Source organism: Echinicola salinicaeni (assembly GCF_014280965.1).
Taxonomy (GTDB): Bacteria; Bacteroidota; Bacteroidia; order Cytophagales; family Cyclobacteriaceae; genus Echinicola; species Echinicola salinicaeni.
In genome coordinates this window covers 439,362-463,744 of the sequence record NZ_JACODZ010000001.1, presented here as the reverse complement: position 1 = coordinate 463,744, position 24,383 = coordinate 439,362, and the positions used below count along the sequence as shown (strand labels likewise).

16 protein-coding genes are annotated in these 24,383 nt (G+C 40.1%); 5 read left to right on the top strand and 11 right to left on the bottom strand.

The window, feature by feature from the left end; all coding sequences use genetic code 11:
- Nucleotides 1-3: 3 nt before the first annotated feature.
- The 7 genes from H7U17_RS01825 to H7U17_RS01795 form a co-directional block, all read right to left on the bottom strand.
- Nucleotides 4-1,221 carry a glycoside hydrolase family 88 protein gene (locus H7U17_RS01825; protein ID WP_186754173.1) on the bottom strand — a complete coding sequence of 406 codons (1,218 nt, stop codon included), beginning with the start codon at nt 1,219-1,221 and terminating at the stop codon, nt 4-6.
- Between the two features lie 29 nt (nt 1,222-1,250).
- The gene (locus H7U17_RS01820) at nt 1,251-2,564 is read right to left on the bottom strand and encodes a BNR repeat-containing protein (RefSeq protein WP_186754171.1); all 1,314 of its coding nucleotides are present in this window, start codon (nt 2,562-2,564) and stop codon (nt 1,251-1,253) included.
- Nucleotides 2,565-2,644: 80 nt separating this feature from the next.
- Entirely contained in the window at nt 2,645-3,883 is a 1,239-nt protein-coding gene (locus H7U17_RS01815) for a DUF2264 domain-containing protein (protein ID WP_222439108.1), read from the bottom strand.
- Between the two features lie 72 nt (nt 3,884-3,955).
- Nucleotides 3,956-4,852, bottom strand: a complete 897-nt coding sequence (locus H7U17_RS01810) for a glycoside hydrolase family 16 protein (RefSeq protein WP_186754169.1) — start codon at nt 4,850-4,852, stop codon at nt 3,956-3,958.
- Nucleotides 4,853-4,856: 4 nt separating this feature from the next.
- A complete protein-coding gene (locus tag H7U17_RS01805; RefSeq protein ID WP_186754167.1) occupies nt 4,857-5,675 on the bottom strand; it encodes a 3-keto-disaccharide hydrolase in 819 nt (272 codons plus the stop codon).
- A 167-nt stretch (nt 5,676-5,842) separates the two neighbouring features.
- Nucleotides 5,843-7,516, bottom strand: coding sequence for a RagB/SusD family nutrient uptake outer membrane protein (locus H7U17_RS01800; RefSeq protein ID WP_186754165.1), 1,674 nt, complete (start codon nt 7,514-7,516; stop codon nt 5,843-5,845).
- Nucleotides 7,517-7,539: 23 nt separating this feature from the next.
- Entirely contained in the window at nt 7,540-10,509 is a 2,970-nt protein-coding gene (locus tag H7U17_RS01795; RefSeq protein WP_186754163.1) for a SusC/RagA family TonB-linked outer membrane protein, read from the bottom strand.
- Between the two features lie 254 nt (nt 10,510-10,763).
- Here H7U17_RS01795 and H7U17_RS01790 point away from each other — a divergent pair, with 254 nt between their 5' ends.
- The gene (locus tag H7U17_RS01790; protein WP_186754161.1) at nt 10,764-11,915 is read left to right on the top strand and encodes a helix-turn-helix domain-containing protein; all 1,152 of its coding nucleotides are present in this window, start codon (nt 10,764-10,766) and stop codon (nt 11,913-11,915) included.
- Nucleotides 11,916-11,929: 14 nt separating this feature from the next.
- Here H7U17_RS01790 and H7U17_RS01785 read toward each other — a convergent pair whose 3' ends face one another.
- The 4 genes from H7U17_RS01785 to H7U17_RS01770 form a co-directional block, all read right to left on the bottom strand.
- Nucleotides 11,930-12,937, bottom strand: coding sequence for a glycoside hydrolase family 43 protein (locus tag H7U17_RS01785; RefSeq protein ID WP_222439106.1), 1,008 nt, complete (start codon nt 12,935-12,937; stop codon nt 11,930-11,932).
- Nucleotides 12,938-12,992: 55 nt separating this feature from the next.
- On the bottom strand, nt 12,993-13,973 hold the full coding sequence (locus tag H7U17_RS01780) for a glycoside hydrolase family 43 protein (protein ID WP_186754159.1): 981 nt from the start codon (nt 13,971-13,973) through the stop codon (nt 12,993-12,995).
- A gap of 530 nt (nt 13,974-14,503) precedes the next feature.
- Entirely contained in the window at nt 14,504-15,544 is a 1,041-nt protein-coding gene (locus H7U17_RS01775; protein ID WP_186754157.1) for a glycoside hydrolase family 43 protein, read from the bottom strand.
- A gap of 7 nt (nt 15,545-15,551) precedes the next feature.
- Nucleotides 15,552-16,649 (bottom strand): glycoside hydrolase family 43 protein, encoded by a 1,098-nt coding sequence (locus H7U17_RS01770; protein WP_186754155.1) that lies wholly within the window; start codon nt 16,647-16,649, stop codon nt 15,552-15,554.
- A 209-nt stretch (nt 16,650-16,858) separates the two neighbouring features.
- Between H7U17_RS01770 and H7U17_RS01765 the strand changes: the two genes are divergently transcribed.
- The 4 genes from H7U17_RS01765 to H7U17_RS01750 all read left to right on the top strand — a co-directional run bounded on the left by H7U17_RS01765 (nt 16,859) and on the right by H7U17_RS01750 (nt 24,367).
- Nucleotides 16,859-17,794 carry a glycoside hydrolase family 43 protein gene (locus H7U17_RS01765; RefSeq protein WP_186754153.1) on the top strand — a complete coding sequence of 312 codons (936 nt, stop codon included), beginning with the start codon at nt 16,859-16,861 and terminating at the stop codon, nt 17,792-17,794.
- A 388-nt stretch (nt 17,795-18,182) separates the two neighbouring features.
- A complete protein-coding gene (locus H7U17_RS01760; protein ID WP_230981231.1) occupies nt 18,183-21,248 on the top strand; it encodes a SusC/RagA family TonB-linked outer membrane protein in 3,066 nt (1,021 codons plus the stop codon).
- Nucleotides 21,249-21,276: 28 nt separating this feature from the next.
- Nucleotides 21,277-23,118 (top strand): RagB/SusD family nutrient uptake outer membrane protein, encoded by a 1,842-nt coding sequence (locus H7U17_RS01755; RefSeq protein ID WP_186754151.1) that lies wholly within the window; start codon nt 21,277-21,279, stop codon nt 23,116-23,118.
- 193 nt (nt 23,119-23,311) lie between these two features.
- Complete coding sequence (locus H7U17_RS01750; protein WP_186754148.1) at nt 23,312-24,367, top strand: NHL repeat-containing protein; 1,056 nt, start codon at nt 23,312-23,314, stop codon at nt 24,365-24,367.
- The last annotated feature ends 16 nt before the right edge of the window (nt 24,368-24,383 follow it).

The window sequence follows — 24,383 nt, the reverse complement described above, 5'->3', positions numbered from 1 at the left end:
GGATTATTTATTGAGATACCTCAGCATGGCCTCTACCAAATAATAATCTCCATAGGTCAATGGTACATCGATCTCTGTATTTTCAGGGATATGTCCCACGCCATGTTTCAATAAGAAGCCGCCATTGGTTCCTTTAGCTGCTATATACTCATCAGTGGTCAATGTCCTCAGCATTTGTTGGGCATTGTCATTATATTTTTCGGCCAATTCTCCATCTACATAATCCGACAGTTCCAATAAAGAAGCCGCCATAATTGCTCCAGCAGAAGAATCCCTCAATTCATTTGGAATCTTTGGGGCATCAAAATCCCAATACGGAACTTTATCCTCTGGCATATTAGGGTGGTCCAATATAAACCTGGCTATTGCCTTGGCCTGATCCAGGTATTTTTGTTCTTTAGTGGCCCTGTACATCACGGTATAACCATACAATCCCCATGCTTGACCTCTTGCCCAAGCTGATTCATCCGCATATCCTTGAGCGGTTCGTTTTCTGTTTACCTCTCCAGTCTCGGGATCATAATTGATCACGTGATAAGAGCTATAATCCTCTCTAAAATGATTTTTGATAGTAGTTTCCGCATGTTTTACTGCGATATCGTAATAAGTAGAATCCCCTGTAGCTTCAGTAGCCCAAAACAGTAACTCAAGGTTCATCATATTATCAATAATCACCAAAAAGTCTCCTTCTCTGGAATCCCAGCTTTTGATAGCACCCACCTTTTCACTGAACCTGCTGGCAAGGGATTGGGCACTTTGGATCATAATCTCCTTATATATTGGCTTAGGGTCCAATCTATAAGCATTTCCAAAGCTACAATACATCATAAATCCAAGATCATGGGTACTGGTATTGAATTGCTCTTTTTCCAATAAGCCCAAGGATCTAATGGCCTCATTTTTCAGTACTTCATCTTTTTCGTATTCATCTAAGTACAAAAGGGTCCCAGGATAAAATCCACTGCACCACCAACCTGATCCACTCCCTTCAAATTTGTCCGTCTTAGCATGGTAAGTTTTCGGAAACTTTCCTTCTGGAAGCAACTCCATCATGTGTTTATATTGCTCATTTGCCCTGCTTAAGCTTTTACTGATTTGAGCATTCAATACTTCCTTATCCGATAAGGAAGTTATTTCCTTCTCATTACCATTATTACTTTGTTCACAGGCTCCCAACAGCATTCCCGCTGATAGCATTAGACCATAAAAACCCTTCTTCATTTTGGTTATCTTAGTTTGATTAATTCTTATCACTTTACTTCCAATAATTTCACAGGACTGGTAATTCCTTCCGCCAAACCTTCACCATCCTTTTGTTCTACTTTCTGGACAAAAAGATGAAGTTGCTGCTTTTCTTTCCACAATTCAATATCATAGGAAGGCTCCCATTGTCCAACACTGTCCTTGGTCAAATCCACAATTTCCCATTTGATATCTTCCAATGATTCTGTCAAAGCCATAGACACTTTATTTCCTCTTTCCTCATCTCTAAAAAGCAAGTAAAGACGGCTGTCACTTCCGTTATTATCCACCAAAACCTGAGGTCGGGAAATAGGAATACGCTTAGTTCCTCCCCCTCCCAACTGAAAGGTAGAAGTCCTAAAGTCAGGACTGATTCTTTCCCAATCCTGTCCTTGTTTAAAAATTATCTGATACTGTGTTTTCCCATTTTCATTCCAATAGGAAGCAATAAATGGTGAGCTATTTTCATCAGCATATATCGCAGTTTGATTGATCAAGCTTCTATTTTGTGGGATTTTCCAGGCATACTCTGCCTTTTCCAAGTTGATGGGCAAGTCATATGGTTCACCGTTTGACTTCAGCCAGGTCATCCCTCCGTCTTCAGATTTAGCATAGGCCAAATCATGATTGGTGGACACATCCCATGTTTCTCTCCAGACCCAAGACAGGTGAATGGTGCCATTGGTATCCACACAAGCTTGCCAATATGCATTTCTAGCATCCTCCCCATCAATCAAATTATCGTGGAGCTGTCTCCACTTTTTGGACTTTACATCATATCGGTTCATCACCAGGTTACCCCTACCTGATTCTCCTGAACGATAAAAAAATAATAGGTCTCCGTTTGGCAGATTATGAAATTCGGGATAGGTTACATCTTTTTCAGATTCTCCAGTCATTGATTCCATTTCCCCTAATTCCAGACTCAAAGGATACTTGCTTCTGGCATAGCGCAAGGGGTTATTATGATGGTCCCAGCTTACATGGAGAAAACCTTCCCCATCCACTGCAATGCTGATGGTATTATGAGCATCTGCAGTATTGCCGGTATAGGCTGTCTTATTAATTTCCCATTCATCGCTGCCCAAGTTTCTCTTGCCCAGCACTAAGTGACTGTCGGGATCGTAATAAGCAATAAACTGGGCTTGTTTATAAGTCGTGATAGAATTTCGACGAAAAATAACTGCATTGATGGAATTATTGGCCCAGCCCTCACCTACTTCAGTTTGGACTATCTTTGAGCCTAAAGGCTTGGTACCTGAGCAGGCTGACAAAAGCCCCATCATAAGCCCTAAGGCAAAAATACATTTAGTTATTCTCATCAATTCTTTACTTTCCTATTTTATGAAGTTTGGACCTGAATACCATCTACCCAGGTCCAAATCTTGAGCTTTAAACTCTATTATAATGCATGATCTCGGGTCGCATCTCCCCCGCTCCAAATGCGCTTTTGGGTCCAAGGCTCATTTGGATCAGTCCAAAATGGCGTATCCTTATCTAATCCCAATACTAAAAAGACCTCAGAGCACAGGTACAAACTTCCTGTTGAAATATAGGGCTCGGCCACCTCTGGCTGATGTCCATAAAATCCTAAAGTCAACCAGCCATCTTTATCAAACATATCCTTGGCTTCCATATGCCTGGCAATAATTGCATGAAAAGCTGCCCTTACTTGTGATGGCTTTACCTTTTCAGGAAGTTCTTGCCAAAGGGCGATCTGGGACAAACTTTGGAATGCACCAAAACGGTAGGCCATAGACCTTCCCACTACTGGATAGGTTCCTTCTGGAGATATTAAGCGTTCTTGAATAGCAGCATATCGCTGAGCACGCTTTAGAAATAGGTCCATATTCCTCCCCATACCATGCTTCTTCTCTTGCAATACCTTGGTAATATCAAGTAGCATTGGCTGGATTACAAAACTGTTATAATAATCAAAATGGAAATCAGCACCATCTCCATACACACCATCTCCCACATACCATTCTTTGTGTTTATTAATGGCATATGACATTCTCATCTCGTCAGCCTCCCCATCAAATTTCAGCAAAGCCGCTTCAACAGTGGCAGAGAACAACAACCAATTATTATAAAACGGATTGATTTCCCTAGATGATTTAAGGGCAGCAATTACATTTTGTTGGGTTTCTGGACTCAAACGTTCCCAAAGCTGCTCAGGCGCCCTCAAGAGTCCCTGGGCAAAAAATGCCGCATCCACCACTGGCTGACTTCCTTTATTAAAATTCATGAAATCAGGTGAATCTGGATCAGTGGCGTTATGAATAGATTTTAGAGCTAACTGAATATATTTTTCCCTCAACTTTCCTTCCTCTGTATCATCCGGTCCTAGTTCCAGCCAAGGAGCCATTCCTGACAACAGACGACCAAAAGCCTCCAAATAAGTCACTTTGTCCCTTCCTCCATAAGCATCTGGCGTCACTTCCACAGGCATTTTGGCTTTCAATTTATTCTCACTCAAATTAACCAAAACAGGATCTGCAATCTTGGTCAAAACCTCGATATAGTATTCCCTGGATTTCTCCCCTTCTGATGCTTTGGGATTTGCCATAACAACAGTAGAAAACATTCCAAGCAATAGAAAAAAGGCCAGTGACTTGATTGTGCAATAATTGTACTTCATTATTTTTTATTTTTTATGGAATTAAATTCCTTCAAATATACGCTTCATTTTAAAAGACTAAGGTCGAAAGGCCTAATACCTGTTTGGTTTTTGATAAACCCTGACATAGTCTACCCAATATTCCTTCGGAAAACCAGTGTAGGATGGATCACCTCCATTCCCTCCTATTGCCAGGTTAAGCAGGATATAATGAGGCTGATGAAATGGGTTAAAGCCATCAGGGTTGAGGGTATTTTTTAAGTCTATTTCATTTAATAGTTCATCATCAAGGTATAACTTGATATGATCCTCGCTCCAGTCCATTTTCCAAACATGAAATTTATTTGGCCATTCAGGATCCTTCTCCAAGAACTTTGAAAAGGGTATTTTTTGCTCATCCCATTCGGATGCATATGCTCCTCCTGTTTTCTTCCAAGCCGCGTTGGCCAAAATAGTTGCCTGACCATTGACACGGTAGTACTCCATGATATCCACTTCACCATTGGCGGGCCACCTTTTGGAAATCCCCAAGGTCCAAATTGCTGGCCACATTCCCAAGGCAGTATCAATCTTCGCCCGAACCTCTATCAGGCCATATTTGAATTCTTTTTTCCCACGCGTATTAATACTTGCTGAGCTGTAATGGGCGTATTCCTGGTTCTTCCTCCAATCATCACTACCTGCCTCATAACGCTCATTCTTGATCTCCTCTCTTTTTCCTTCAATAACCAAAAAGCCATTGCTCACATTGGCATTTTCTTCTTGATAATACTGTAATTCATGGTTTCTTACCAATCCCTTTTCATAAGACCAATAAGCCTCATTGGGCTTCCCATCCTCATCAAACTCCTCCTGCCAGACCAATTCATAACCGGGGTATTCCGAAATATCAGCCTGTGTATTTCCTTTGCTCTCACCATTTGAACATGCTCCTAAACTTATGATCAATGGGCAACACAGTAACTGGGCTAAGCGATTCCTATTAATCATATTCCTAATTATCTTTTTTGGACAAATCCATAATTTGAATATCCTTGAACATTACACCTTGTCCTTCTGACTGCAAACCGATATAACCTTCTGTCAACATCTTCCCATCCACCTTTAATTCAGGATCAAAGCGATTGGCCACTCCACCACCAATTTGTGGTTTTGTGTATTGTAAAACGGTATCTCCGTTAACCATATGGATGACCAAGGAATCCTCATAGACTATCAAATCCGCTTGCACCCATTCATCCCATTGGTAGGTCTGGGAGGTGGAATTGATACAATGTCGTGGATCCATTTCTCCTTCAAAATAAACCTCGGTACCTGGAGAACACATATTTCCTGTGGGCCTAGGCACTCCTTCCTTGGCTTCTGCCAACATTTGATATTCTACAGAGATAGGCCAATCCTGCTCTTTCAATTGACTTTCGGGAGACTGGGAATGGAACATTACACCACTGTTTCTATAGGTATAGCTAGGAGCATCCTCCAGCCATTCATCTGTAAAACGGTATTTCCATTTTAAGTGGAAAGAGGAAAATGGTTCTTTGTAAAAAAGGTGACCATACCGCTCGTCAAAACCTTCATCATAACCATCATATTTTACTAAAATAGCCCCATCCTGCACCCTAAATGTTTCCCTGTAATTTTCTCCTGATTCATGGTGGTGAATTTTAGGGATCCAGCCCTCTAGGTCTTTACCATTAAAGAGTGTTTGCCATTCTTTTTGGGCTTCTTGTTTTTCGCTGCTTTTCGAGCTGCCAGTACTACAACTTACACAAAGTATTAAAGCAAGGAATGTAGCATGTCTTAGTTTAAACATATTTATAATATTCAAGTGTAATAAATTTCACATCAGCTCGAAAATACAATTAAATGTTTAATCTAGATTTATATATTACACTAATAACATAATCCTTGTGCCGAGAAAAATTGGCTACCTAGGGACGCTCATTTTTATTATCCCTAGGTAGCCGTTTTTTTATAACATCAATATCCCGTATTTTGACCAAGATCAGCATCTTTATTTAGATCTATCTCAGTTTGTGGAATAGGCATCAAAAGATGATTTTCATTCAAACCGTTGGTAGTTTCCAGTGCCCCTCCAGCCAATGGTTCCTCACCATTTAGGCGCTTTGCACGCTCTACCAAAGTTCCTGTTCGCACAAGAGTCTTTCTCCTGTTTTCTTCAGCTAATAATTCCCTTGCTCTTTCATCTAGAATAAAATCCAAATCGATATCATTAGCACTTACCATGTCAGCATGTGCACGTTCACGCAGAACATTAATATCAGCCGCAGCACCAGATAAATTACCTTGTTTCATCCTTGCTTCTGCTCTAAGCAAATAGGTCTCCCCAAGTCTCATCAAGATAAAGTCCTTCCACATTCCCCAGCCAAAATTATCACGCGGATCATACTGTCCCCATTTTAGGGTATATGGAACATATTTGTAAATGGTATCTGCTTGAAATATTTTAACTGTAGAACCATCTTCAAGGGTAAATTCAGCATCTTCCCCATAAGGTACTTCTTGTCCTCTTATCGCATCATATTTAGTGTCAGGGTGATTAAAATACAAGGTCCTTTTCAAATTGTATTTTGAATTACGCATATCGTTATCATCATACAAATCATAGATGACCCAATTATTCAGCCTCATTCTGGCAATACCTCTTCCGCCTGTAGAGTCAGAAGGATGCATGCCTGGAAGATCATGGTAAGACGATACCCAAATCCTACGTTGTTGCGGCGCACCAGAGCTTCCTCCAGTTACATCTGCTGGATTTTCTGCTTCCAATACCCAGATACCTTCTGTATTCCCTTGGCTCCTACGTTGGTTACCAAAAATGAACATATCTGAAAAGGCATCTCCAGGATCATTGGCCTTTACACCATACCTGTCTCTCACCAAACTCAATCTACCACCGTCGATAATTGCTGTACACTGCGCCTCTGCTTTTGAATCTTCACCTTTTCTAAGATATACTTCCGCTAACAACTGTCTGGCCATTTCTTGATTGGCACGTCCATCAGCAGGTGCATCGCCAATTTGAGGAAGAGCTGCTACTGCTTCAAGTAAGTCTTCTACAATAACATTGTCCACCTCGCTTACAGGAGTACGCACAAAATCCGTTTTTGGTGCTGACAAGGGGTCAGTCAATAATGGAACATCACCAAAGTGCGTCACCAAATTATTATAAGCTAGGGCACGGAAAAACTTAGCTTCCGCCCTAAACACTGCCATTTCCTCATCTGTAACACCAGCCACTTGCCCTCCCGAAGTACTCTGGATCAGTATATTGGCATTATTGATCAACCGATAATAAGATCCCCATATCTTACGGGCGGCATTATCGGTAGAATTAAGTATTTCATAATCAAAATGCGGACGTGCATCACCATTGGATCTCCCAGCTGCCGCGTAGGCAATGTCAGTTCCCAGCTGCCACACACCACGGATGGTCTGATCATCAGTAGTCGTAAACATCGTACCATATTGGTAATGTAAACCAATTACTGCTGCTTCAAATCCAAGCCTATCTTTTAATACTTCAGGTGCATAACTGTCCAGTACTTCTTCATCTAAGAAGCCTTCGCTACATCCAGACAAAGCGCCCATCAAGCACAGGCCACTGAAGAATAGTTTTATATTTTTTTTCATTGGAATATTCATTGTTCGGGTTATTAAAGGGTTAGATTAAGACCAAAGGAAAATGTTTTAACCAATGGGTAGTTGTTTTCCCAACCATTAGATCCACGGGAAACCTGGTTGTTTTCCGGATCCCAACCGAACCAATTGGTGAAAGTATGTAGGTTTCTACCCGCTGCATAAATGGTCAAACCGCCTATGTTATATCGTTCCAAAAATGTCTGTGGAACCACATAACTCAATCTGACATCCTTGATTCGAACATAACTATAATCCTCTGCAAACTGATAACCTCTGTATCGGTTAAATGCAGCAAGAGATGGCCAGTAGTTGCTCGGATTTTCAGGGGTCCAATAGCCATACTCTGCCGGTAGGTTTCTTCTCCAAGCCTCATCTGCATAGGTCAGGTCTCTATTGCTTTTCAAGCCACCCTGAGAAGTTTGAAGGAAAATACTCAAGTTCCAGTTTTTGTAACGGAAAGTATTGGTCAAACCACCAATCCACTTAGGGTCACGCTGTCCAATGACCACCCTGTCTTCAGCAGTAATCTGTCCATCTCCATTTTGATCCACAAATTTAAGGTCACCTGGTTTTGCTACTGGATCTACAGAAGAAGCATCTTCCCCTTCCTGCCAAATACCAACTTTTTCATAATCAAATATCACACGTAAAGGCTGGCCGATAAACCATCGGTTTCCGATATCATCTCTACCATCTCCATACAGATCCAAGATCTCATTTTTATAAGTAGAGAAGTTCAAAGAAGTTTCCCAGCTGAAGTCTGATTTTTCGATATTAACCGTATTCAAAGTTAACTCAAAACCCTTGTTCTGCATTTCACCAAGATTGGCCCATACATTATTATAACCAGTAATCGTAGGTAGGTTTCTTCTAAGTAGAATATCCTCTGTTTTGGTTTTATATACTTCTACTGTACCACGAATTCTGTTTTGCACAAAACCAAAGTCCAATGCCAAGTTCGCAGAAGTGGTGGTTTCCCAAGTTAAGTCGGCATTTCCTAATGAATTATACAATACGCCAACTTGAGCTGCTCCACCAAAGGGCTGTAGTACTGTATTGGCAGTAGACACGGTCTGGTTTGGAGAAATGGCCTGGTTACCTGATTGACCATAAGAAAACCTCAACTTCAACTCACCCAATCCAGTTTGATTTTTCAAGAATTCCTCATAGTGGATATTCCAGCCCAAAGCCATGGAAGGGAAAAGACCATATTTACTGGTATTTGAACCAAAGGCCGAATACCCATCTCTTCTGGCGGTTACTGTTACCAAATACTTACTATCATAAGCATAATTCAGTCTTCCCATTTGGGAAAGCAAGGTGTAGTTATTGGCATTGGACCATGTTGCTTGGGTAGTACCTGCTTCCATACCATTATAAGATAGGGCATCGTTAATAAAGCCTCTTGACTGCGCACTGCTATTAAAATAATCCACGCTCTGGGCACTGTACAATGCAGTGATATCAAAGTGGTGCTTATCAATATCCTTTGCATAGGTCAGGATATTTTCGATCACCCAGTTGGCTCTTTCGGTATTGGAAATATTGGCAGTACCATTTCGGTCATTAAACTGTCTACCTGTGTAGCCTGCAAAGCGATCAAAATTATACACATAAGTAGCATTGAAACGATACTTCAAACCTTCTATAAAACCTGGTGTAATATCGGCATAACCTGAACCAGAAAGGGTCCTTCTTCTATCTACGCGATCGGTAGTCAAGCCCAAAAGAGGGTTCTTAAACAATTCCTCTGGACTCATTGGGAAAATAATATATTCACCATTCTCATCATAAGGAACTGAATAAGGACTCATTGCAGCAGCTTCTAACCAATTAACCCTTCCACCACCATAATTATTATCAGTGAAAAAGGAAGAAGTACCTACCTTCAGCCAATCGGTAATTTCTGCATCTATATTTGTTCTAAAATTGGTACGTGCAAACTGGTAGCCTTTAACTACACCTTTTTGTTTCAAATGGCTGCCAGATACATAATATTGGATTTTTTCCGTACCTCCAGAAATACTCAAATTATGTTCGGAAATTCTACCAGGCTGGGTAGCCTCATCCAACCAATCAGTAGTGATACCGGCTTCATAATTCTCGACCTCAGATGCATTGGGAAGAACAGCAGTTTGAGGTTGATTATTAGCTGTTAAATAATCGGCATATTTCTGTACATAAGCATCAGGTCCCATCGGCTCCAATACATTTGACATGCTCTCAAAACCAACATAACCACTATAATTGATCTTAGGTGCGCCATCTGATTGATCCCCTCTTTTGGTGGTTACCAAGATGACACCATTAGCCCCCCTAGTACCATAAATGGCCACAGCGGATGCATCCTTTAAAATCTCGATTGATTGGATATCATTGGCATTCAAATCATTGATAGAACCAAAAAAGGGCGCACCGTCCACAACGATAAAAGGACTGGTATTGGCATTGATGGAGTTCACACCTCTAATTTGAAGACCTCCAGTGCTTCCCGGAACGGAAGATCCTTGACTTACATTAAGTCCGGCCGTCGTTCCCTGGATGGCTTGGGTAAGATCCGTTACTGGTAAATTACTCAATCGGTCTTTCGGTACAGAAGCTACAGATCCTGTAATATCAGACCGCTTCTGCGTACCATAACCGACCACCACAACTTCTTCCAGTTGGCTGATATCCTCGGCTAGTGAAATTGTCAGCTCAGAAGCATTTCCTACTTCTACTTCTTTACTAGTATAGCCAATAAAAGAAACATTTAAAATGGGATTTTGGGAGCTGAGCTCCAGCTTAAAATTCCCATCGATATCCGTAGCTGTACCGTTAGAAGTTCCTTTTTCTAAAACTGTTGCTCCTGGGATAGGCTCTTGACTTGCTTCGTCAATGACGACTCCGGTGATTGTTCTTTCACTTGACTGAGCAAATGAAAAACTAATTGCTAGGCAGAGCATCAAAAAAGCCCCTGCCATTTTCAATAAAATGTGCTTCATAGATATTTAGGTTAATTGTTAATTATTACCAAACTTCAGTCGGAAACTATCAAGTTGTTAGTCTCAATATTATACCAGAACTGAAGACTTAATACTTAAGCGCTGTTTGATGACGGAAATATGGTAATTTGAAATAAAAAATGTAAATTTAACACTAATTTAACGGTAGTCTTAACCGTTACAAAATAGCCTCAGGACACTTAAAAGGGGATTTTATTTCAATTTAGGGATTGAGCCCCATTTATAGAATTAATATGGATATCAAAGAAAAACGTCACATTATTGAGAAAATAATAAACTCAAAAACCTTCAAGAGGGCTCCTTCCAGTAGTGTTCTTCTCAAGTTCTTGGCTGAAGCTACATACGAAGGCAAAGACCTAAAAGAAACCACCATAGGTATGGAGCTATATGGCAAATCCTATGAGGATGAAAAAAGCGCTGCACATATACGTGTAAATATTTATCACCTTCGGAAAAAATTAGACAAGTACTACCACACAGAAGGAGCCAGTGATTCTTGGAAAGTACAAATAAAAAAGGGCCAATATCAGGTTGACTACATTAAAAACAAAGAGGATAAAAAATCAATTAATAAGACCAAACTTGTTCTTGGTGCTGCAACTTTGGTGCTGATCCTTTCAGTAACCTTTTGGTTAATTAATCGAAAAGAACATACGTTCTTATGGCAAGACTATTTTGACAGCCAAAAAGAGACCACCTTGTTTATTGGCGATTTTTTTGGCATTATGGGAGAAACTGCCACTGGAGAAATTGGATGGAACCGTGATTACAATATCAATAATCTGGAAGACTATTATCGTTTTCTAGAAAACAACCCGGATAAAAAAGAAGATATCACGCCAGCCAATTATCCCTATGTCACAGGCATGGCGGCAACTGGTACTATGCATATCTCCAGGTTATTTCATCGGAAAAATAAGGATTTTAATATTCTGTTCAGCTCTCAAACTTCCATTAAGGATATTACAGAGTCCAACTCTATTTATATCGGCCCCATAAAAAACGGCAACCCTTTTATTGACTTTTTCAATGATGTCAATCCCAATATTTCAATTAATAGAGGGATGCTTGATTTCAAAGATCCCGATCGAGGAATTGATACCTTGATCAATTTAAGTGTAGAAGATGGACAGGTCTACGAACATGCCGTAGTTTCCCGATATAAAGGCCCCAATGACACCGAACAATTTGTTTTCTTTTCAGACCATGATATTGGTGTAAAAGCTACAACGGAGAAGTTTACAGATATTAAATGGCTCCAATCCAATTTTGGAAAACTGCTAAATAATTCGAAATATTTCACCGCTATCTTTCTGGTAAAAGGGAAAGAACGAACCAGCATGGAGCTGGAACTTTTATTATGGGATGTGATGACAGACGAGTGATCATCACATCAATATTATGGAGTATATGGCCCAATTATTTCCAATTCATCCCCACTCAAATCCACTTCAAATAGGTGAGGAATCCGAATATACCTTCCATTTTCCTCCCTATGGCTATGTGCTGCCATCAGCCACTTTCCCTCAAACGTCTGAAACAGCATACCGTGTCCAAAATTAGGTGGAGTAATTGTTTTTGCTTCTTGTATCCATGGGCCATCCAAAGTCCCACTTTTAGAATAGGCAACCCCTTGGGTATACTCATCGAACACCCAGCTGGTCCAGATCATGCCCAAGCGGTCTGTTGCTGTTCTGAACAAATAAGGACCATCAGTTACCACATTGGGCCCTACTTTTCCATCTTTATGGCCTTTGCTCCATGGAGAATCACTGGCGAGAAACAATAATTTGCTTTCTCCAATACTTCCACTTAGGTCTTCTTTCAGTTGAATCTTTTCCATCGTACCATCGCCTGTCTGTAACCATTCATGACAAAATACCATATAAGGTTTGTGGTCCTCGTCCTCCCAAAAAGTTCCATCCAATGTTGCCCAATCGGCTGGCAAATAATCCTCATCACCAAAAGCGCTATATGGGCCATCTGGACGATCGCTCCTTAACACATAACTTGCCCTTCTAGGCACCTCAGTTCCCGCTACGGTATCTATAATAACATCATTATTGGTGAAGGTGGCAAAATAATAATACTTTCCCTTATACTGATGTAATTCTGCTGCCCAAATGGCTGGCCGCTTTCCCATCCATGAACTACTATCAATATCTACAACATTAAAAGGACCGCTCCATTTTTTCAGGTCCTTACTCTTCCATAGCCTTCCCCCTGTACCAGTCATATAATACATACGACTACTGGAATCGGCCAAAATTGCGGGATCACTCAAACGGATAGCATCCAAAGATATATCATGTCGAATTTGTCTTTGTCCATTTACCTTGGGCACCCATCCACTTAGTAGCACCAAACTCATTACTAAAACAATCCAATATCTTTTTTGCGTGTTCATGTTATTTTCAAATACCAATAAAACAATTGAAAACCCAGCTATTCCACCCACTTTTTCATCTTACCAAACCTACCCCATCAGTGGTCATTTGCACTTTCTTAAGTGTACCATCAAAATTATACTCAAGCCTATCGATACATACCGACCGACTGTAGCTACTTCCTCCATTTTGTAAGCCTCCATTATGATAGATGAAATAATCATTGCCTTTAAATTCCACTATGCTCTGGTGATTGGTATTACTGTTGCCTGCGATTTCATTTAAGATCCCCTGGTATTCCCATGGACCTTCAATACTAGCTGAAGTGGCGTAGGCTATTTTTTCAGGAAATCCCGAAGCATAGGTCAAATAATAAATTCCATTTTTCTTGTGCACCCATGGGGCTTCAGTAAACTCAAAGTCGTCAAATTTGATTTGCTTAATTTCACCCTCTATTTCGATCATATTATCTTTTAATTTGGCATAATAACACTCCCCATTTCCCCAGAAAATCCAAGGCTGCCCATCATCATCAATAAAGGTGGCTGGATCTATACAGGCCCAAGAATGATCAGAAGCAAAGCAATCTTTATTGGTCAAAAGCGGCTTACCAAGGGCATCCTTAAAAGGCCCTTTTGGATTATCTGACACTGCCACACCAATCCCTGTCCAATTGGTGCTGATATACCAATAATATTTACCCTTTCTTTCTTGCACATGCCCTGCATAAGCATCGCCACTTTTTGCCCAAGCAAAATCTTCAATCTTTAAAGGCACTGGGTGCTCGGTCCAGTTCTGCATATCTGTGGTGGAAAAAACAAGCCAATCTTTCATCTTATAGCCTTTTTGACCACCTTCAAAATCATGGCCAGTGTAGAGCCATAAAGTATCTCCTTCTACTATCGCCGCTGGATCAGCAGTAAATTTATGAGTGATAATAGGATTGCCTTTGGCCGTAAAGCGAAAAAGCGAATACTGGCTTTGCGCCTGTAGTGTACTGCAAAACAGTAGTAATAGTATTAGGGTAGTAAATCGGCTAATAATAGCTTGTTTCATTGTTTTAATTAGTTTGTTTATATGATTATCTGTTATCACACCAGTAAACTTGTTTCTCACGGATTCCACAGATTTGCACGGAATAAGATCTCATTTCTAGGGGCTTTCGTATGCTTTTTGAAAGATTATCATGCTATTTAAAAGCTACTGGTGCAATTGCGGATATACATATTTGTTTATTTCTACTTCCCTCCAACTTAGTTATGGGGAGGGCTATCTCCCGGCATCCCGAAAATTGAGCCTGTGCTTGAGCTTTCAGCTCAAGCTTATCCTGTACCGGGGCTCAGCCCTCGGTACAACCTCGGTGCCTTTTCAAATGTCTTCATCCCGATTTGTGCATTATTTTTCAAACGTTAAACAGGTCTATTAAGACCTGGACTTCATACAATTAACGGAATCAGAAACTCCAATTCAACGGTTCAAAGACACAACATTTAGCACAACAAAGCCCTGATTTGGCATCAGCAAAAAACCGTTTTCGTAGACGAAATCTAGTATCTAGAGACTCAAGACTCTTTACTTTATACTCCCTACTCCAACAATCCTTCCGGCACCCCTCCCCATTTTTCTTCCAGTCTTTTAGCTTCTTCCTGGGTGATACTGATTACACTCCCGTGACGGGGATTGAAATCTTTGGTAAATGTTCCTGTAGTATCTGTAAAGTGGACAAGGTCAGTACTTCGCTGGAACTCATAACGATGATCCGCATAAAGGTCATACATCAGGAAATATTCTTCCTTTCCATTTAGCTTAAACACAGAAGATCCCTCTACTACCGTAGGCTTACCCGCATATATATCCAAATATTTAAAGTCTTCCTTCCAAGGCCCTTCCAAAGATTTACTGGTAGCCTGTTGAATTCCGTTTTCAAATTCCTCACCTTCTTTATTTCTCGTATGCGCCTTATAGAACAAATGATAGACACCATCCTTTTCTATAATATCGCCATCTATCGCCCCATATTTAGTTTTGAACATTAGATCAGGAGCAGCTTCAAACCCAGTGAAATCAGCATTGGCATAGGCTCTGTAAAAATCTAGCCTATCATCATAGTAAAACCTTACAGTAAAATACACTAGGTACTTTCCCTTCTCCTTATCATAAATAACCTGAGGTGCCCATACCCATTTTACATCTTTAAATTCCTGAGGATAGCTGGCCTCTAGGTCTATCCATGCATGGTCCCATTCTATCAGATCTGTTGATTTCAGCAGCACCACACCGGGGTTATGGTCCCAACCATTTTTCTTAGTATGCATATCTGTTGCGACCATATAAAAGTCCTCTCCTGTTTCGCCCCGCAAAATATGTGGATCACGTATCCCTCCAGTTTGGGATATTTCGGCGGAAGATAAGATGGGTTCATTATTGTTTAATGCCTTCCAGTCAACAGCATCTTCACTGACAGCAAAGCGCAATTGCTCTTGTTTCTCTCGCTCACCAGTGCCTTCAAAATAGGCAAATAGGTACCCATCATATTTTTCAACTGAGCTCGAACAGGAAAACAATAAACTTGAAATTCCCAATAGCCATATTGCCCATATATTTTTCACATCTCTTCTTAATATCATAACCCATTCAGTTAAAACTCATGTCCAAGCCCCATTTATTCGCAAGCTCTTGGGCTTCCCCAGCTGTCAAATGTACCACAGCACCATGCTTGGGGGAAGAAAAATTGGTAGCCTTCATCACGCCCTCGTTAAAATGTCCGAGATCTTCAAAATGCTTAAAATCACTTGTTTCCCGAAAGCCAAAATTATGCGGCTGTATCCCATAAATATCATACATCAGTACCCACTTATCTTCCCCTATTCTTTTCCAAACATTGGGAGCCTCACTAGCTTCAGACTCGGTATCATACCAAGCTGAATCGTACTGATAACTTTCATTGATTTTTCTAGAAACAGCTTGCTTGATTCCTGGCATGCCATCATGGGGCGTATAAAACATATGATACTGATCCCCTACCTTTGTGATATCTGCATCGATATAATTGACATCCTTTGGATATTCAAAGATCAATTTAGGCTCGGATAGCAACTGGTCAAAATCATCACTGACATAGGAATAGTACATTTTATTCAAGCCGTTCTTCCAACGCATGGTATAATAAAGCATCAGCTTACCCTCTCCTTCATCAAAAGTGGTTTCCGGTGCCCATGCGCAGCCAATCGTATCATATCCTTCAAATTGCTCATGGAGTAAAACATTGGCTTTTGACCAGTTGATCAGGTCCTTTGATTTCATCAATACAAAGCCCCTATTGTTTCCCCAACCATATTGTTCTCCTGGGCGCTGCCAATCTGTTTCGCGAAGACCATCCCTTTTTGCAAAAATGTGCAAGTCAGTCATAGCCAAATAAAAGGTTCCATCAGGACCACGGAATATATGAGGATCTCTGATCCCTTTTTGCTCAGCAATACTATCTCCTGCGATCACTGCCTTGCCCTCATTGATATCAGTAAAACTATAACCATCCTGACTCAAAGCCATGTGTAAACTGTGATCATCATCTTTGAAATAGACCATTAGGTAGGCCTTAAAATCAGGTGATTCCTGAACACCAGAATGAATTGCAGTTCCTCTATTATTGGCACTTTCGCAAGCCATCATCAAAAAAATAAGTCCAAGTCCAAAAGCGGAAATGACTCTTCCTTTATAGAAGATTTTTTTCATGGTTATTTTTTTACTGGGTTTTCTTTCGTAATAATGATATTCAATAATCTAATATGGATTGTTCTAATATCATCACGAAACTTCTAAAACGTCCAAGCAATATAAGGCTTTCCTTTTAAATAAATGTCATTTAAACACTTTAATTAAGTGTTTCTTTGTTTTATCTATTGATGCTAGGTATTTTAGTCCAGCAATTATTAACAGTAAACATGAAAAAAATTCCCATAATACTAACAGCATTCTTTTTAAACATAATTCAAGTCATCGCCCAATCAGATGACATCTACCTCTTTTCTTACTTTATGGGCAATGGGGAAGACGGCCTCCATTTGGCCTACAGTGAGGATGGATTAAATTGGAAAGCCCTGAATGACAATAAAAGCCTTCTCACTCCGACAGCCGGTGGAGACAAGTTAATGAGGGACCCATGTATCATCCGTGGCGGTGACGGCAAGTTCCATATGGTTTGGACAGTAAGTTGGAATGAGAAAGGATTGGGCTATGCTTCCTCTAAAGACTTGGCGCATTGGTCAGAACAACAATTTATACCAGTAATGGAACATGAAGAAGGAGCACGGAATACTTGGGCTCCTGAAATAATTTATGACGAGAAAAAAGACCAATACATGATTTTTTGGTCTACAACGGTCGCTGGACTATATCCAGATACACAAGACAGTTTGGAAAATGCCTATAATCATAGAATGTACTATACCACCACCAAGGATTTCAAGAAATTTTCAAAAACAAAACTTTTCTATGAACCAGGGTTCAATGTCATTGACGGCACGATCATCAAATATGATGAAGAATATATCATGTTTGTAAAAGATGAAACCAGAACACCTCCTGCCAAAAACATTCGAATCACAAAGAGTAAAAAGCTTTATAAGGGGTATCCTGTTGCCGGAAAGCCAATTACCGGAAACTACTGGGCAGAGGGGCCTACACCATTGATGGTAGATGGCCGTTGCATCGTATATTTTGACAAATACACCAATCATAAAATGGGCGCTGTTGCCAGTGCTGACTTTGAAAATTGGGAAGACATCTCTGATCAAATAAACTTTCCTGAGGGAACGAGACATGGAACAGCCTTTACCATTAGCATAGAGGAATTTGAAAAACTAAAATCATCATTTTAGGCGCCAAATATCCGCATAAATATATCCAATAAAGAAAGTCTTCACTTTTTGATCAGTGAAGACTTTTTTTATTGGCAGTTCCTTTCATTTAATGAAAAAATACTTTCGTTTAAACAACCATTCATTTTTTAGACCTCTCAATTACTAATAAAATAGTTACACATAGTTTCAATGTAGTTTACGAAATCGATTCCGTAAGTTTTTAATATACTTTACTTGATTTGAAATATTATATTTTTGACTTTAACATTTAAACGCAATTAATTTTCTATAAAAACACATAAACTAATCTTTTATATGTATAAAATCGCATTAATCAAAACCTCAACACTACTTATCTAATTAGTTCGATTAGATCATTAACAATTCAACAATAACCCACATAATCATGATTAAAAAATTACTAATGACAACAGGCGTTTTTATACTCCTGTTAGCATTCCAATGGAATGCCTGGGCCCAATCCGTAAGGATAACTGGCCAAATAAGTGAAGAAAATGGGGACCCTATCCCTGGAGCAACCGTACTTTTAAAAGGAAGTACTATCGGTACTTCAGCCGACATCGATGGAAACTATGCCATTGATGTACCTAAAGAAGGAATACTTGTTTTTTCCTTTATCGGTTATGAAACTCAAGAGATCTCCATCGCTAATCAATCTACTATTAATGTCTCCCTAGTTTCAGACATTTCTGATTTAGAAGAGGTCGTAGTAATTGGCTATGGTACGGCCACTAAAAGAGACATAACAGGGGCAGTTTCTTCTGTAACAGCCTCAAAACTGGAAAATGAAAATCCCAATTCCATTCAGGATGTACTTCGTGGAAATGTTGCCGGACTGAATGTCGGCATGAGCACTTCTGCCAAAGGAGGAGGTAGCTTGGAAGTTAGGGGAAGGACTTCACTTAACGCTGGTACAAGCCCATTATTGGTGTTAGATGGAGCCATCTATTATGGACAACTTTCTGATATCAACCCCAACGATATTGAAACCATAGAGGTACTTAAAGACGCCAGCTCCGCAGCAGTTTTTGGAGCCAAGGCTGCCAATGGTGTAATCATGATCAACACCAAAAAAGGAAAAAAAGGAAGGCCACGTATTTCCATTAATTCAAATGTAGGAGTTGCCTCTGTAGCTGCTATGGAAGATGTTTATGGCCCTAATGAATTTATTTCATGGAGAGAAGACGTATTCAAAAGCATCAATGCTGGTGGATATGAACCTTATGAGTTTTCCGACCCAAGAACACTTCCTTCAGATATTTCCTTGGATACTTGGTTAGCATATGATGGTTCCGATGGAGATCCTGTTACGGTTTGGCTGCAGCGATTGAATATGCAACCTGAGGAGATCAAAAATTACAAGGCTGGTAAGTCTGTAGATTGGTATGACAGGATTTTCCAGAATGGCCTGAGACAGGACCATACTGTCAGTTTATCAGGAAAAACGGATGATGTTCAATACTATTGGTCCCTTGGTTATCTGAACAATGAGGGTATCATTATTGGCGATGAATTCGAGACTATTCGTAGTAGATTCAATATCCAAGGTAAAATCAATAAGTTCCTAACGGTAGGAATGAATACCCAGTTTGCAAACAGGGACGAAGGCAATGTCACCGTGGATTGGAATAACTTGCAGCGACTATCACCCTGGGGTTCTGAGTTCAATGAAGATGGCACTTTAAAATTCAGACCAAACGACGAAGTGAGCGGAGGTAACCACCCACAATACAATCGTTCTTATATCGACAGGCAGCAAAAAGAATTCACATTAAACTCCACAATTTTTGCTTCGGTAGACCTTCCTTTTGGTTTTAACTTCAGGACAAACTTCACACCTAGATTTACCTTTTACGAGAGGTTCAATCATGAATCTGCATCTCATTTTGAATGGTCCCAAAAAGGTGGCGCTGCTTCCAGGCAAAACAGCAGGACCTACTATTGGCAGGTCGACAATATCTTGACTTGGAAGAAAAACTTCAATAATATCCATGATTTCAATGTGACCTTACTGGCCAATGCGGAAAAGTTCCAGAGTTGGAACAACAATATGAGCAATGTAGGATTCCAACCACATGATAGACTTGGTTATCACAATATTGGATCAGGGATCAACCCAATCATTTCAAGTAATGACCAGTACTCTACCGGTGATGCCTTGATGGGCAGGTTACTCTACACCTTTAATGATAAATATTCGACTACCATTTCAGTACGAAGAGACGGTTATTCTGCTTTTGGACAAAGCAATCCAAGGGCAACCTTCTACTCTTTCGCTGGTGCTTGGTTATTCTCTGATGAATCATTTGTTGATTTTGACTGGTTAGACTTTGGAAAACTTAGGGTTTCCTGGGGTAGTAATGGTAATAGGGATATTGGTAGATATGCAGCCCTTTCTGATCTTAATACTGGTAAATATTTTTACCAAAGGCCTAGTGGAGAGCTCTATTTGGTAAACCAACTGTATGTGAACACCATGGCCAATGAAAACCTAAGATGGGAAAGGACCAATTCTTTTAATATTGGATTGGACTTCTCTTTATTCCAGGGGGTATTGGATGGTACAATTGAAACCTATAAGATGTCCACCAAAGACCTACTGGTGGAAAGAAGCTTACCAGATATCCTGGGCTTTAATTTCGTTTATGATAACCTTGGCCAAGTTGACAATAAAGGTTTTGAACTTTCCTTGAACTCAACTAATATTCAAAGACCGAATTTCTCATGGAGAACTGGAATGAACTTTCAACTTAACAGAAATGAAATCGTCAGTCTATACGGAGATACCGATGAAGAAGGAAAAGAACTTGACGACATTGAAAATCGATGGTTCATTGGGGAGGCCATAGATAGAATTTGGGACACTAAGGCTGACGGGGTTTATCAAGCAGAAGACAAGGATGAGGCCGCAGAATATGGAAAATATCCTGGCGATTTCAGGCTAATTGATGTTAATAACGATGGATTGTACACCATTGAAGACAAGCAGTTCCTAGGTTATACGCAACCAAGGTTCAGATGGAGCTTGAGAAATGAATTCAAAATTTACAAAAATTTCGATGTTTCCTTTATGCTTTATTCTTATTGGGGACATGATGGTTCTTTCAACCAATTGAAAAACAGACAAGGTTTCTTGGACAGAACCAATTCATTCATTACGCCATACTATACCGAGGAGAATCCTAATAATGAATGGGCAAGGCTTTACTCAAGTGATGGAAGTGCTAGCTTTTCGCTTTACAGAAAAAAATCATTTATCAGATTCGAAAATATTTCTGTAGCCTACACCCTTCCAAAGAAAATGCTTGAAAAGGCGAAGATAGAGAACCTAAGGTTCTATTTCAATGTGAGAAACGTGGGACACTATGCACCGCAATGGAACTGGTTTGATCCAGAAAACAGCGGACCAACCCCAAGATATGTAACTCTTGGTCTTGACCTAACCTTGTAATGAATATTGATCCAAAAAGAAATAACCGATGAAATTAAGTATTCAAAAATCAATATATAAAACCTTGGCTTTGGCTACTGCAGGAATTTTGATAAGCAGTAGCTGTAGTGAAGACTGGCTTGAGCCCAAACCTTTATCTTTTTACGCACCTGAAAACACCTATAACGAGGCAAGTGGACTTTGGGGAGCAATGGTAGCCTGTGAAAGGAACCTGAGGCACGAAGTCACCGGAGATGGACCTCCCATCCTTACTGAGCATATTTTCTCTGAAGTGGCCGTAGAAGGGACTACTGATAAATCTGGGCCAGCGCAAGATTTAAACCTTTTGATCACACCTGACGCTAACCTCAATAGCACCAACACCAATAGAATTGGCTGGTATTGGTATGAGGGATTCAAAGGCATCAAATATGCCAATGTTGTGGTTTCCAGGATAGATGACCCCACCGACTATGAATCTGAGGCAGAAAGAAACCATATTTTGGGAACTGCCTACTTCCATAGGGCAATGAGATATTACAGACTCACACAGCAGTTTGGTGATGTTCCTTTGATCCTAGAGGAAATCACCCAGCCTAAACTGGACTTTTACAGCACCGATAGAGAAGTCATCCTTAGGAAGATGAAAGAAGACCTGGAATGGGCAGAAGAGTGGGTTCCCGCAGAAATGGACCGTGGTAGAGTGCCAAAGGGTGCTGTTCAACACCTATTAACTAAGGTAAATCTAGCCCTTGGAGAATTTGATGACGCCATTGCTTCTGCCTCAAGGCTAATCGATGGTGGTAATCATGCTTTGATGACCGAAAGATTTGGTGCTACAGGTAATGATGATAGCAAAAATATCATATGGGATTTACATAGGCCAGAGAATAAGTCTCTAAACGAAAATAGAGAAGCTATTCTTATGGTGATGGATAGAATCGATACCGATGGTAATTCAGGTGGTATGACAAGTATGAGACAAGGAGTTCCTTTCTGGGGAAACAATATCAATACCCCAAATGGTAATAAGGGAACTTCTGACAAGAATAATATTGCCATAGACCAAGTTACCGAATTTGGAAGAGGGATTGGTCGATTAAGAGGAACCTGGTATCACCAAAGCATGATTTGGGATGATGACAAGGATCTTCGTCATGCTCCCGGAAACTGGATGGATATGGAAGATTTGGTATATAATAATCCTGGAATTAACGGCAGTGACAATTACTACGGACAAAACCTCGAATTCAGAAATGCAGATAATATAGTTCTTGTTTCAGACACCATTCGTAGCTGGTTCTCTTGGCCACATTACAAGTTGTATATCCCAGATCCGCAAAGAACACAACCACAAGGTGGTCACAGTGACTGGTACATCTTCAGATTAGCTGAAACCTATTTGTTACGTGCAGAGGCTTATTATTGGAAAGATGATTTAGCAAAAGCTGCAGCTGATGTTAATGCGGTAAGAACAAGAGCAAAATGCGACCCTTACACTGCTGCAGATATTAATATTGGTACCATTTTGGATGAAAGAGCGCGGGAACTATACTATGAGGAACCTCGAAAAACCGAGCTTACCAGGATGTCCTATCTATTTGCAAAAACTGGAAAGACCGCTTATAATGGCAAAAGCTATAATGAAGAAAGTTTCTCTGAGAATAATTTCTTCTATGATAGGATCATGGAAAAAACTGACTACTACAATAAAGGTGTTTTTACCAAACATGGTGACACCTATACCATGAGTCCTTATCATGTGCTTTGGCCAATTCCAGCGAATGCCATTAACTCAAATACCCAAGGCCAAATCAATCAAAACAAGGGATACGCAGGTTTTGAAAACAACGTACCTGTTTTGACCACTATAGAAGAGCCTACTGAATAATAAAATACTTTTTAAGACAAGCCCTCTATTGACTGAATTGAAATATTCAGTCAATAGAGGTTTTACCGTTTAAATAAAGATGGTAGTCGGTCAGATCAATTAAATAGAATCTCTAATAGTCTAATTGCCATTTCAGGATATAAAATTTAAATTGAGGGCTAAAGACCTAAAAGAATATTCAGCGCAAAAAAATATGTCAAAAGATTATAACAGCAACAGAAGGAATTTTCTAAAATCCAGCTCCTTATTAATGGCCTCTGGCTTGTTTTTCCCAAACATCAACTTTGGAAAATCCATTGATCCTTCTCTGGAAATCATAGGTCATAGAGACCATAAATACCGAGTAAAAAAAGACTGGAGTAGGCAAAATCAGTCCATCACGCCTGTCAAAGACTGCCATGAAATGGTTCAGGACAAAAAAGGTAGATTAATCCTTTTGACCAATGAAACCAAAAACAATATTATTTTTTATGACCGCTCTGGAAAGGTATTAAAAACTTGGGGCAATGAATTCCCTGGTGCTCATGGCCTGACCCTTCATGATGAAGGTGGAGAGGAATTCCTATACATCACCGACCATGACAGGCATCAGATTTTCAAAACTACCTTAGATGGTAAAATTCTATTGACCATAGATTATCCCAAAGAAACTGGGGTTTACCAAAAACCTGAACAATACCGACCTACTGAAGTAGCCATCGGTCCTACTGGGGATATTTATGTAGCAGACGGATATGGAAAAAGCTATATTATCCAATACTCACCAAAAGGGGAATTAATAAGACATTTTGGAGGCAAGGGTGAGCATGATGCTAACTTACAACAAGCCCATGGTATATGTTTGGACACCAGAAAACCAAGCCAACCTGAGCTGATCGTCACTTCTAGATTGGCCCATGAATTCAAAAGATTTGACTTGGAAGGAAACCACCTTGAAACTGTACCTGTAACGGGTTGTTGGATCAACAGACCGGTCATCAAGGGAGACAATCTCTATTTTTCGGTGCTTAGAACCGTAAGTCGTAAAGAGTATGATGGCCTCACCGTAATACTGGACAAAAACAATAAAGTGGTGTCTGCACCGGGAGGTACTTCGCCAGAGTATATAGATGGAAAACTACAAACCATAGTATATGATGGCCATACTTTTATGAACCCTCATGATGTCTGTGTGGACAATGATGAAAATATATATGTTCCCCAGTGGAATTCAGAACAAACCTTTCCAGTACAACTTGAAAGAGTATAATTTCAATTAATAGAAC